Annotated in this window: 13 protein-coding genes; 9 read left to right on the forward strand and 4 right to left on the reverse strand. The window is 72.3% G+C overall.

From position 1 onward, the window contains the following. Both VFN12_RS10315 and VFN12_RS10320 read left to right on the forward strand, forming a co-directional pair. The coding region (locus tag VFN12_RS10315) for a leucyl aminopeptidase family protein (protein WP_325118573.1) at positions 1 to 1527 on the forward strand (1527 nt) is incomplete at its 5' end. Then, positions 1524 to 1862 carry a hypothetical protein gene (locus tag VFN12_RS10320; protein ID WP_325118575.1) on the forward strand — a complete coding sequence of 113 codons (339 nt, stop codon included), beginning with the start codon at positions 1524 to 1526 and terminating at the stop codon, positions 1860 to 1862. The genes VFN12_RS10315 and VFN12_RS10320, both read left to right, overlap by 4 nt. 1 nt (position 1863) lies before the next feature. Here VFN12_RS10320 and VFN12_RS10325 read toward each other — a convergent pair whose 3' ends face one another. Then, on the reverse strand, positions 1864 to 2505 hold the full coding sequence (locus VFN12_RS10325) for an O-methyltransferase (RefSeq protein WP_325118589.1): 642 nt from the start codon (positions 2503 to 2505) through the stop codon (positions 1864 to 1866). Positions 2506 to 2771: 266 nt separating this feature from the next. Here VFN12_RS10325 and sigE point away from each other — a divergent pair, with 266 nt between their 5' ends. The 3 genes from sigE to VFN12_RS10340 are packed head-to-tail and all read left to right on the forward strand — an operon-like array spanning position 2772 to position 5129. After that, positions 2772 to 3356: an RNA polymerase sigma factor SigE gene (gene sigE, locus VFN12_RS10330; protein WP_414690031.1), complete on the forward strand. Its 585-nt coding sequence runs from the start codon at positions 2772 to 2774 to the stop codon at positions 3354 to 3356. Beyond that, a complete protein-coding gene (locus VFN12_RS10335; RefSeq protein ID WP_325118577.1) occupies positions 3356 to 3784 on the forward strand; it encodes a zf-HC2 domain-containing protein in 429 nt (142 codons plus the stop codon). Before sigE ends, VFN12_RS10335 begins: the two co-directional genes overlap by 1 nt. 52 nt (positions 3785 to 3836) lie before the next feature. Continuing rightward, positions 3837 to 5129: a S1C family serine protease gene (locus VFN12_RS10340; RefSeq protein WP_325118578.1), complete on the forward strand. Its 1293-nt coding sequence runs from the start codon at positions 3837 to 3839 to the stop codon at positions 5127 to 5129. Between the two features lie 17 nt (positions 5130 to 5146). Here the strand turns inward: VFN12_RS10340 and VFN12_RS10345 are convergent, their stop codons facing one another. Continuing rightward, entirely contained in the window at positions 5147 to 5413 is a 267-nt protein-coding gene (locus VFN12_RS10345; RefSeq protein ID WP_325118580.1) for a helix-turn-helix domain-containing protein, read from the reverse strand. A gap of 101 nt (positions 5414 to 5514) precedes the next feature. Here VFN12_RS10345 and VFN12_RS10350 point away from each other — a divergent pair, with 101 nt between their 5' ends. Together VFN12_RS10350 and VFN12_RS10355 are read left to right on the forward strand one after the other, a co-directional pair. Then, positions 5515 to 6153: a hypothetical protein gene (locus tag VFN12_RS10350; RefSeq protein WP_325118581.1), complete on the forward strand. Its 639-nt coding sequence runs from the start codon at positions 5515 to 5517 to the stop codon at positions 6151 to 6153. A gap of 4 nt (positions 6154 to 6157) precedes the next feature. Next, the gene (locus VFN12_RS10355) at positions 6158 to 7411 is read left to right on the forward strand and encodes a hypothetical protein (RefSeq protein ID WP_325118583.1); all 1254 of its coding nucleotides are present in this window, start codon (positions 6158 to 6160) and stop codon (positions 7409 to 7411) included. Here the strand turns inward: VFN12_RS10355 and VFN12_RS10360 are convergent. Both VFN12_RS10360 and VFN12_RS10365 read right to left on the reverse strand, forming a co-directional pair. After that, positions 7374 to 8702 carry a hypothetical protein gene (locus tag VFN12_RS10360; protein ID WP_325118584.1) on the reverse strand — a complete coding sequence of 443 codons (1329 nt, stop codon included), beginning with the start codon at positions 8700 to 8702 and terminating at the stop codon, positions 7374 to 7376. The two genes, VFN12_RS10355 and VFN12_RS10360, sit on opposite strands and share 38 nt — an antisense overlap. 2 nt (positions 8703 to 8704) lie before the next feature. Further along, positions 8705 to 9070, reverse strand: coding sequence for a hypothetical protein (locus tag VFN12_RS10365; RefSeq protein ID WP_325118585.1), 366 nt, complete (start codon positions 9068 to 9070; stop codon positions 8705 to 8707). A gap of 158 nt (positions 9071 to 9228) precedes the next feature. Here VFN12_RS10365 and VFN12_RS10370 point away from each other — a divergent pair, with 158 nt between their 5' ends. Both VFN12_RS10370 and VFN12_RS10375 read left to right on the forward strand, forming a co-directional pair. Further along, complete coding sequence (locus VFN12_RS10370) at positions 9229 to 10653, forward strand: wax ester/triacylglycerol synthase family O-acyltransferase (RefSeq protein ID WP_325118586.1); 1425 nt, start codon at positions 9229 to 9231, stop codon at positions 10651 to 10653. A gap of 43 nt (positions 10654 to 10696) precedes the next feature. Then, the coding region (locus VFN12_RS10375) for an aldehyde dehydrogenase family protein (RefSeq protein WP_325118588.1) at positions 10697 to 11452 on the forward strand (756 nt) is incomplete at its 3' end.

The raw sequence follows: 11452 nt of genomic DNA on the forward strand, positions 1-11452 counted from the left end.
CAGGTCTCACCGCCCGAGTTCGCGGTCAGCGAGCTGCGGCCGCACGCGATCCGGGGCGCCGAGGCGGTCGCCCTCCCGGTGCTGCCGGGTCCGGACGGGGAGGAGGGTCAGATCCTCCTCGGGCCCGGCGCCGACGAGGTCGCCGCGCAGCTGGAGCTTGATGCGCTGGCCCTGCTCGAGCTTGCCGGGGCCACCGGGAAGGCCGGCGAGATCACGTCGTACCCCGTCCCCCTCGGCATCCCCGACAACGAGGCGCTGCGCTGGGTGCACTTCGTGGGGGTCGGTGAGCAGCAGCCGGCCGACCTGCGCAGGGCGGGAGCAGCCCTCGCCCGGGCGACCCGCGACCGGTCCAGCGTCGCCACCTCGGTCCCCGCGATCGCCCCGGACGGCGGTCTGGAGGCGTTCGTGGTCGGCGTGATGCTGGGCTCCTTCGTCTTCCACTGGCGCTCCCGGCCGCCCGAGCACGTCCCGGTGTCGCGGGTCGTGCTCGCCGGACTGCCCCGGCACGAGCGCTGGGCCCCGGTCCTCGACCGTGCCATCGCCGTCGGCGGCGCCGGATGGCGGGCCCGGATGCTGGCGGCGGTGCCCTCGAACCTCAAGACCCCCGTCTGGCTGGCCGACCAGGCCGTCGTCGTCGCCGACGAGTCCGGCCTGAAGTCGAAGGTCTGGGACGTCGAGGCACTGACCGAGGGTGGCTTCGGCGGGATCCTCGGGGTGGGGCAGGCCTCGGCCACCCCGCCACGGATGATCGAGCTCGACTACCGGCCGCCCGGGGGTCGCCGCGGCGGACCGCGGGTGGTGCTGGTGGGCAAGGGCATCACCTTCGACTCCGGCGGGCTCTCGATCAAGCCCGGCGAGTCCATGGTCAACATGAAGCGCGACATGACCGGCGGTGCCGTCGTGCTCGCGGTGATGGCGGCGCTCGCGGCCGTGGAGTGCCCGGTGCGCGTCACCGGCCTCATCGCCGCCGCCGAGAACGCCATCAGCGGCAACGCCCTGCGACCCGGCGACGTGGTGCGCCACTACGGCGGCCGCACCAGCGAGGTCACCAACACCGATGCCGAGGGCAGGCTGGTGATGGCCGATGCGCTGTCGTACGCCGTCGACCGTCTCGACCCGGCCGTGATCGTCGACGTGGCGACCCTGACCGGCGCCATGAAGGTGTCCCTGGGACAGCAGGTCGGAGGCTTCTTCGCCAACCGCGACGAGCTCGCGTCGGTCATCGCCCGCGCCGGGGAGGAGTCCGGCGAACCGCTGTGGCGGTTCCCGCTCGCCACCGAGTACGAGGACAAGCTGTCCTCCGCCGTGGCGGATGCCGACAACGCGCCGGGCGGTCCGGGCGCGATCACCGCCGCCCTCTTCCTGCAGCACTTCGTCGGTGGGCGGCCCTGGGCGCACCTCGACATCGCGTCGGTGGGGGACGCGCCGGACGACAGGTACGAGTGGACCGCGGGACCCACCGGATTCGGTGCTCGGGCGCTGCTCGCATGGCTGGGCAGCGAGGACCCGCTGGAGGGGGTCGCATGAAGGGCCTGACAGTGCGCTGGTCACTCGCCGACGCGCCCGACGGGATCGAGGAGCAGCTGGCCGACTACGTCGCCGAGACGTCGCACGCACGGTTCACCGGGTTGGCCGGTCTCCGGTTCAAGACCTGGCGGATGCGTCCGGGGCAGTGGTTCGAGGGCTGCTACGTGTTCGCGACCGAGGAGGCCCGCGCGGAGTTCCAGGCGGGCTTCACCGAGACGGCGGCCGAGGCCCCGGGGTCGAAGCTGATCGGGAGCGCGCCGGTCCTGATCGAGGAGTGCGAGGTCGTGGCGGTCGCCGAGGGCTGGGAGGGGTTCGCGGCGACGCCGCGGGCCTGACCTACCCGGCTTCGGGGGACCATTCCTTCTTGGCGGCCAGCAGTCCGTCGCCGACCGGCAGCAGCACCGAGATCAGGGAGTCGTCGTCGGCGACCTCCTTGCCGAGCTCCCGGATGGTCACGGTCTCCTCGTCGCGCTGGGCGGGATCGGCGACCCGGTCGTGCCACAGGGCGTTGTCGAAGACCACGACCCCGCCGGGGCGGAGCAGCCGCACGGCTTCCTTGAGGTAGGCGGCGTACTCCGACTTGTCGCCGTCGCAGAACACCAGGTCGTAGTGGCCGTCGGTGAGGCGGGGCAGCACGTCCAGCGCGGCACCGGAGATCGTCCGTGCCCGCTGCGGCGGAATGCCCGCGTCGGTGAACGACTGCTTGGCCAGGCGCTGGTGCTCGGCCTCGATGTCGACCGTGGTGAGCACCCCGTCGGGGCGCATGCCGCGCAGCAGCCAGATCCCGCTGACGCCGGTGCCGGTGCCGATCTCGACGACGGCGCGTGCCTCCAGCACGGAGGCGAGGAACCTGAGCGCGGCGCCCCCGCCGGAGCCGATCGGGACCACCCCGACCTCCTCGGCACGGGCCCGGGCCGCAGCCAGTACGTCGTCCTCGACGACGTGCGCCTCGGCGTAGGACCAGCTCGCGGGCTTGATCGGCGACGTGGTGGGAGAGATGGCGGGCCTCCTGGGTCGGACACCCGCCGGACCGGACCGACAGGTGTGGACGTGCGCCTCGACCCTATCGCGACACGCCCGGCCCGAGCGGCCGGGAACACCCGGGGCACGCGGGTCGTTGTGCGGGTCAGCAGGGAGGGATTCACAGGTTCCTCTCAGTCGGTATCTCTACGCTGGGAAAGGCAAGGACACTGATCCGATCGCAGGCGCAGGCCCGGACATTGACTGGGCACCAGGAGGCTCCGGTGGACACGACCGACGGCGTACCCACCTGGGACGAGGTGGTGGAGCGTCACTCCGACCGCGTCTACCGGCTCGCCTACCGCCTGACCGGTGACCGGCACGACGCCGAGGACCTCACCCAGGAGGTCTTCGTGCGGGTCTTCCGCAGCCTGTCGAGCTACACCCCCGGGACGTTCGAGGGGTGGCTGCACCGGATCACGACCAACCTGTTCCTGGACCAGGCGCGTCGCAAGCAGCGGATCCGCTTCGACGCGCTCTCCGACGAGCGGGCCGCCCGGCTCAGCAGCGGGACGCCGGCTCCCGACGCGGCGTACGCCGACCAGACCTTCGACGACGACATCGAGCGCGCCCTCTCGACGCTCCCCCCCGACTTCCGCGCCGCGGTGGTCCTCTGCGACGTCGAGGGGCTGACCTACGAGGAGATCGCCGAGATCCTCGACGCCAAGCTCGGGACGGTCCGGTCGCGGATCCACCGCGGACGGGCCATGCTCCGCAAGGCGCTCGCCCACCGGGCCCCTGCGGCCGGCCGCACCCGCTACTCCGGTCCCGCCACAGGGTCGATGCTGATCCCGCGGGGCAACGTGTGATGTGGCATCTCGGCTCCCGGGTCAGCGCCCTGCTCGACGGCCAGCTCTCCGACGAGGAGGCCGAGCGCGCCTGGGCCCACGTGCACGCCTGCCACGCCTGTCGTGACCTCGTCGAGCGCGAGGGATGGATCAAGAACCGACTGGCGGGGCTCTCCTTCGGCGGCACGTCCGCCCCCGAGCACCTCAAGGGGTCGCTGCTCGGTCCGTACCCGCACAGCCCGCACGTCGACGTGCTGGGCCGCCGCTCCCGCAGCTGGACCGGGCTGGCCATCGGGGGTGGCGCCGCCGGGGTGGCCGTGCTCGGCGTGATCGCCCTGGGCGCGGCGTCACCGGACGGCCCCGTCGACCGTCGGGCGCCGGTGACGAACATCGGTCAGAGCGAGAGTCCGCGGGCCCCGGCGACGACGCTGCCGGGACCGCGTCGCTGACCCGGCGGCGGGCTGGTCCGCCCCGATTTCGGTCGTGGGGGAAAATGAACCCGTGACTTCACACGACGACGGCCGCGACCCCGGCGACGACGGGCCGCGGGACACCGAACCCACCCGGCCGTTGTCCGAGCGAGCGCAGCCGGCAGAACCCGCCGGCGGGTCATGGTTGCCCCCGCTCACGGGGCAGCCCGGCCAGGGGTACGCCGCACCCCACCCGCAGGCGTCGGCCCCCCGCGAGCCGCAGGGCCCGGTGCCGTGGTGGATGTGGCTGGCCGTGGGTGGCCTGGCGTTGGCGCTGGGGCTGTTCGGCGGCGCCGTCGGTGCGCTGCTCGTGCAGGGCCTCGTCGATGACACACCGGGTCTCGTCTCCGGAGGGCTGGGGGAGGTCGACACGGTCTCGACGCCGCCGCTGCCTGCCGAGAACGGGTCGGTGACCGCGGTCGCGCGGCAGCTCCTGCCCAGCACCGTCCAGATCTCCGCGGAGTTCGAGGGCGAGGCCGGAGGTGCCACCGGCTCGGGATTCGTGCTCGACCGGCAGGGGCACATCATCACCAACAACCACGTCGTGGCCGACGCCGCAGAGGGTGACGGCCCGATCGAGATCGTCGACCAGAACGGCAACCGGTACGACGCCGAGGTGGTCGGCCGGAGCCCGGTCTACGACCTGGCGGTGCTGTTCTCCGAGAAGGCGAGCCGGCTGCGTCCCGCGTCGCTCGGTGCCTCGAAGGTCATGCGGGTCGGCGACGGGGTCGTCGCCATCGGCTCCCCGCTCGGGTTGAGCTCCACGGTCACCGCCGGGATCGTCAGCGCGCTCGACCGGCCGGTCACCACCGGTGACTCCGCCAACGACTCGTCGTACATCAATGCGGTGCAGACCGACGCCGCGATCAACCCCGGCAACTCCGGCGGTCCGCTGGTCAACCTCGAGGGTCAGGTGGTGGGCGTCAACAGTGCCATCGCCACGACCGGAGGCGGCTTCGGCAGCGAGTCGGGCAACATCGGGGTCGGTTTCGCCATCCCGATCGAGCAGGTCCGGATCACGGCCGACCAGATCCTGCGCACCGGCGAGGCGCGTTACCCCGTCATCGGCGCGCAGGTGCAGACCGGCGGGGACGAGGGCGAGGGTGCCCGGATCGACAAGGTCAACCCGGACACGCCCGCCCAGAAGGCCGGCCTCCGCAAGGACGACGTGGTCACCGCCGTCGAAGGCGAACGCGTGACCGACGGCATCGCCCTGATCGTCGCCATCCGTACCCACCAGCCGGGGGAGACGATCGAGTTCACCATCCTGCGCGGGGGCGAGGAGCGCACGGTCGAGATCACCCTGGGCTCCGAGATCGGCTGAGGCGCCGCAGCGACGTCCTAGGTGGGCTCGTCGTCCGCCTGCGCGTCGTCGCGCCCGGCGCGAGCCTCGACGAACGGGTGCTCGGCGACGAAGCTGTCGGCCTCGTCGTACATCCGCTGGATGTAGTCCTCGAGCTGCGTGGCCTCGACGCGCCACTGGCCGCGCCCGCCGATCTTGATCGCCCGCAGCTCGCCGCGCCGCACCAGCGCGTAGACCTGTGCGGACGAGGTGTTCAGGATCTCGGCCACCTCGCCGAGGGTCAGGAAGCGTGGTGCGCCGGGCATGCGTCCATGGTCCCACCGTTTACCCGGATCGGGTACGCCGCGCGGCGAAGGCCTGTGGACAACCAGATGACCAAGCGCGTCGCGAGCGGCATGATGTCCGCGTGAGCAACGATCTCGGAGCTCCCGAGGCCCCGCCGGCGGTGCGTGCGGCCTCCCCGGGCTGGCGTGATCCGCGGCTCTGGATCGGCGTCGCCCTCGTGGCGGTCTCGGTGGTCGCGGGAGCACGCCTGGTCGGTGGGGCCGACGACTCGGTCACGGTGTGGGCCGTGGCCACCGACCTCGGGCCGGGCGACACCGTCTCCGCCGACGACCTGACGGCGCGCCAGGTCCGGTTCGTGGAACCGGCCTCTCTGGACCGCTACTTCCTCGCCGAGGAGCAGCTGCCGGGCGACCTCCGGCTCGAGCGCGCCGTCGGCGAGGGGGAGCTGCTGCCACGGTCGGCGGTCGGCACCTCCGGCGAGAGCGACGCGATGGAGCTTCCGGTCGCCGTCGAGACCACCCGGGTGCCGCCGGGCGTCCAGTCGGGCTGGATCGTCGACGTCTACGTCATGGGCGGGGCGAGTGGCCGGTCCGTCCTGTCCGGGGTCACCGTCCTCGAGGCGCCGCCGGCCGCCGAGAGCCTCGCCGTCAGCGGGCAGCGACAGGTGGTGCTCGGGGTCACCGAGGGCGAGGCGCAGCAGTTCTTCCGGGTCACCGGGTCGATCGACGCCCCGGTCCTCACGATCGTCCGACGGGGATAGCGTCGTGGTGGTCGTCCTCGTCGTCGCCGCGGGAGCGGCATGGGAGTCGACCGCACTGGCCCTGCTGTCGGAGAGGCGGGGCATCGTCGTCCTCAAGCGTTGTGTCGACCTCGATGACCTGCTGGCCTCGGCCAGCGCCGGTCAGGCCGACGTGGCCGTCCTGGGCATCGACACCCACGGCCTCGACCAGGCGGCCGTCGACCTGCTGCGTTCGCACTCGGTGCGACCCGTCGCGATCGTCGCCGACGGCATCGAGCACGACGCCGCACGGCTGCGGGCCACCCGGATCGGGATCCGTTCGACGGTCTCCGAGGCGGAGCTGGTGGCCCTGCCTGACGAGGTCCTGGCCGACGAGACGCCGGCGGACCCGGACGGGCAGGGGGAGGTCTCCGAGGAGCCGGCCGCCGGTCCGGAGCCGGGTGGACGGGTCCTGGCGGTCTGGGGTCCTGCCGGGGCGCCGGGTCGCACCACCCTCGCCGTGGGTCTGGCCGCCGAGCTGGCGCGACGCGGGTGCCCCACGACGCTGGTCGACGCCGACCCCTACGGCGGGGCCGTGGCCCAGCAGCTCGGGATCCTCGACGAGGTGTCGGGGCTGCTCGCGGCCGCCCGGCTGACCGCCGGTGGCGCCCTTCCCGACCGGTTCGGGACGGTGCAGCGGACGATCGGTCCGCACCTCGGGGTCGTCACCGGGCTGCCGCGGCCGGACCGGTGGCTGGAGGTCCGGTCGGGCGTGGTGGAGCACCTGCTCGAGGTCGGCCGCGACCGGGGCCACGTCGTCGTCGACACCGGCTTCAGCCTCGAACATGATCCCGCCACGGACTTCGGGTCACGGCCGGGGCGCAACCAGATGACGCACGGCGCGCTGGGGGTGGCCGACGAGGTGGTCGTCGTGGGCAGCGCCGACCCGGTGGGCCTCTCCCGGCTGGCCCGTGGGCTCGTCGAGCTGCGCGACCTCACCGGGGGCGCGCCCGTGCGCGTGGTGGTCAACCGGATGCGTCCCACACTGGGCTGGTCGGAGAAGGACATCGCCGGCATGGTCGAGGGCTTCACCCGTCTCACCGGACTCCACTTCCTGCCCGACGACCGGGCCGCCGTCGACCGGGCCCTGGTCGCCGGGCGCACGGTGGTGGAGTCCGGCGACTGCGCCCTGGGCCGCGCGATCGGCGAGATCGCCGACGAGCTGCTGCCCGAGTCGGCGCCCGCCGCCCCGGTCCGCAGGATCAGGCGGCGAACAGCAGGTAGAGGCCCCCGACGGTGAACGCGATCATCGCGAACAGCAGCGGCAGCTGACCGGTGAGCTGGTGCCGCTTCGGCAGCAGCTCGATCGCGCGCTCGTGCGCGGCGATGACTCCGAGGACGTGCCCGACCACCACGGCGAGCACCTTCAGGACGGCCAGGAACGTCGGGTGGAAGGACAGCCAGTAGTTGACCGTCCAGTCGCCGGTGCCGAGCAGGTCGCTCCCGTTGCCGAACGGGTCGCTGGCCTGGATCAGGGTCTGCTGGCCGTACTCCAGGAGGTACGTCGAGTAGTGGGCGACGATGTAGCCGACCACGATCGGGATGATCGAGTGCGCGAACTTGTTCGGCAGCTCCAGCCGGCGGGTGTCGGGGTCGACCCCGGTGGTGACACAGCCGACCAGGAAGACCAGGCCCACCCCGACGCAGAACGCGAGCAGGGCCAGGTTGTTGAGGAGGTTCGTCGAGATGTCGCTGTCCTGGGTGAACCGCACCCAGAAGCTCGAGTCCTTGAACGAGTCGAACGCGGTGCTCCCGAACAGGACCGACAGGACCGCCAGCAGGCCGGGCACGGCCAGGGTGGTGTCGAGGTTCGCCAGGGGGCTGCGGACGATGAGCCGCCCGTCCCGCCGTCCCCAGACCGACAGCTTCGCCACGAGGCTGGAGTAGACCTCGAACGGGTCGCCGCGCTCGTAGAAGCCGCTCCCGAACAGGGCGCCGCCCAGGAGCATGACCGCGACGTAGATCGCGCACCACAGGCGAACCGGGCCGAGCTCGGTGGAGAACGGGTAGACCAGCTCCAGCCACACGAACGCGAACAGTCCTACTGCTGCCGGCCAGTAGCCGAGGCGGGCGGGGTAGTGGAACACCCCCGCCTCTGGGTCGCTGCCGGAGAGCCTGGCGAACACGAGGTTGATGGTCCGCACGGGGCTGATCGCCTTCCACACCGGACCGAACAGGAGGGAGAGCGGGACCAGGCCGACCCACCACCACACGTAGAAGATGCCGAAGACCGGGTTGGTCAGCAGGTCCCGGCCGAAGACGGCGGCGACGGCGGCGTAGGCGAACAGGACGATCCCCACCACGCGCAGCCCGATCCGGAACGCCGCCGAATCCACCACCCCGGCGAGCCAGTCGGGAGCGGGGCGGCCGGTCTTGCTCTCGTCGTAGCGGGGGGTGCGCCACGCGACGGCGAGGACCGTGAACGAGACGGTGAGTGCCGCGACCGCGCCGAGGATGGCGAGCTCGGGAGGGATCGGGAGGTCCTTGGCCCCGCCGATGCCGTGGGCCAGCGAGATCCCGTCGCCCGGCACCGCTAGGAGACCTCGAGCTGGACGATCACGACCTTCGGGTCGTGGGCCTCGACGTCGACCACACCCGGCTCGTCGATGGTCAGCTCGAAGGTGGAGCTGCCGGCGTCGTACTCGAACTCCTTCTCCGGCGTGCTGTGGACGTGCAGCTCGCCGGGCTCGTCCGCCTCGACCACCAGCTCGATCGGCTTCCCGGCCTCGACCTCGACCCGGTCGCCCATCGGCGTCACCTCGCCGTCGGAGAAGGTGATCTCGACCGTGGCGGTTTCGTCTCCCGACGAGGTGGGCGCGGGCGACTCCTCGTCACTGCAACCCGCCAGGATCGGACTGGCGCAGAGGAGCGCCGTGAGGACGATGGCAGTGCGGCGCATGGTGTGAGTTCCCTTCTTCGGTGTCACAGCGTCCGTGTCGCTCGCCTGGGGGCGCGTGGCGGACGGTCGCCCGTGGGGCGACCGCCTTCTGCCAGAATCCCACGTTGAGCAAGCGTTGCGGGCAGCGGCCCGTCACCCGACACCGAAGGGCATCAGCCATGAGTCAGCGACTCCGCGCCAGGGACCTCGCCTTCCTGGCCGAGGAGTCCGCCCGCACGCCCCTCCACAACGCGACGGTGGAGATCTTCGACCCCGCCGGCTCGGGGTTCGACTACCAGCGCCTGGTCGCCCTGATCGGTGACCGGATCTCGTTCGTGCCCCGCTACCGCCAGCGCGTGCAGGCGGTGCCGGGCCGGCTGGCCAATCCGGTGTGGGTCGACGACCCCCACTTCGACCTCGGCTTCCACGTACGACGCTCCGCGCTCCCGCGTCCCGGCTCCATGGAGCAGCTCCGCGAGCTCGTCGCCCGCATCGTCTCCCGACCCCTCGACCGCCACCGGCCGCTGTGGGAGGTCTACTTCGTCGAGGGGCTGGCCGACGGCCTGGTCGCCGTGCTGTCGAAGTCCCACCAGGCGCTCGTCGACGGCATCGAGACCGTCGACCTCGGGCAGGTGCTGCTCGACGTGGGCTCCGAGCAGCGGATCCTGGGCAACGACGAGTGGCGGCCTCCGGCCCGCCCGACCCCGACCGCGCTGGTCGTCTCGGCGGTGCGCGAGTCGGTGCAGCGACCGGGCACCGTCCTCGACACCCTGCGGAGCAACGCGGGATCCGCGAAGCGGGCCGCCGAGGCCGCGGCCGGCCGCGCGGGTGAGATCACCAACGCCCTGACCAACCGCCGCCCACCCGAGACCCCGATCTCCGGTGAGCTCTCGCAGCAGCGTCGGTTCGTGGCGGTCCGCACCGACCTCGCGGCCTACCGCAAGGTGCGCCGCGCGCACGGAGGGACCGTCAACGACGTCATCCTGGCGACCATCACCGGCGGTCTGCGCGGCTGGCTGATGACCCGCGCCGAGTCGCTGGCCGGGCTGCGGAAGATCAAGGCGGTCGTCCCGGTCTCGGTGATCGACGAGGAGCTCGAGGCCACCTCCCTGGGTAGCCAGATCGCGGCCCACCTCGTCTCGCTCCCGGTCGGCGAGCCGAGCGCGGTGGTGCGCCTGCACCAGGTGTCGTACTCCTTCCAGGCGCACAAGGAGACCGGTCGCGCCGTGGCCGCGAACCGGCTGGCGGGAATCGCCGGTTTCGCCCCGGCGACCTTCCACGCCATCGGCTCCCGGGTGGCCGCCGACGAGCTCAGGCGGGGCGCCCAGATCTCGATCACCAACGTCCCGGGCCCGCAGTCGTCGCTCTACGCCGCCGGGGCGCGGATGCTGGAGACCTACCCGGTCCACCCGTTGACCCGCGACCACGCCCTGGCCATCGGCGTGACGTCGTACGACGGCGCCGTCTACTACGGCATCACCGCCGACCGCGACCTCCTCCCCGACGCGGACGTGTTCGGCCAGTGCCTCACCGAGGCGCTCGACGAGCTCCTCGACACCGCCGCGGGCGGCCGGCCCCGCGCTCCCCGCGGCCGCAAGAAGTAGCGGCTGGTCGGCGAGCGGCGCCTGGCTCGCTACGCTCGCACCCATGGACGCGACCACCACCCCGCCGGCTCCCGTCAACGAGCCGAACCTGACCTACGCCCCCGGCACTCCCGAGCGCGAGGCACTCGTCCTCGAGATCGACCGGCTCAAGCGCCGTGAGCACGACCTCAAGGCCCACATCGGGGGCCGACGACGGTCCGGTGGTGGCCGCGAGATCAAGGTCGTCCAGCCGCACGACCACCAGCACGTGCTGGGCGTCATGAAGAACTCCGACGGCGCCGACGCGAAGTCGGCGATCAACGCGGCGGCGAAGGCGGCGCCCGAGTGGCGGGCGCTCCCGTTCGACGACAAGTGCGCGATCATCCTCAAGGCCGCTGACCTGCTGGCCGGACCCTGGCGTCAGCGCCTGAACGCCGCGACCATGCTCGGCCAGTCCAAGACCGCGTTCCAGGCCGAGATCGACAGCGCCTGCGAGCTGATCGACTTCTGGCGCTTCAACGTCCACTACGCCAAGCAGATCCACGCCGAGCAGCCGATCGCCAACAGCCCGGGCATCTGGAACCGCACGGACCATCGGCCCCTGGAGGGCTTCGTCTACGCGATCACGCCCTTCAACTTCACCGCCATCGCCGGCAACCTGCCCACCGCGCCGGCCCTCATGGGCAACACGGTGATCTGGAAGCCCTCGCCGACCCAGCAGCTCGCCGCGTCGATGACCATGCAGCTGCTCGAGGAGGCAGGGATGCCGCCGGGCGTGATCAACATGCTGCCCGGCGACGGGATCGACGTCTCGAAGGTG

This window comes from Nocardioides sp. (assembly GCF_035703625.1).
In the GTDB taxonomy this organism is placed as follows: Bacteria; Actinomycetota; Actinomycetes; order Propionibacteriales; family Nocardioidaceae; genus Nocardioides.

Coding starts and splice junctions, on each gene's coding strand:
- VFN12_RS10370 (WP_325118586.1), top strand. CDS start 9,229: ATGAGTCAGCGACTCCGCGCCAGGGACCTCGCCTTCCTGGCCGAGGAG.
- VFN12_RS10345 (WP_325118580.1), bottom strand. CDS start 5,413: ATGCCCGGCGCACCACGCTTCCTGACCCTCGGCGAGGTGGCCGAGATC.
- VFN12_RS10335 (WP_325118577.1), top strand. CDS start 3,356: ATGTGGCATCTCGGCTCCCGGGTCAGCGCCCTGCTCGACGGCCAGCTC.
- VFN12_RS10365 (WP_325118585.1), bottom strand. CDS start 9,070: ATGCGCCGCACTGCCATCGTCCTCACGGCGCTCCTCTGCGCCAGTCCG.
- VFN12_RS10320 (WP_325118575.1), top strand. CDS start 1,524: ATGAAGGGCCTGACAGTGCGCTGGTCACTCGCCGACGCGCCCGACGGG.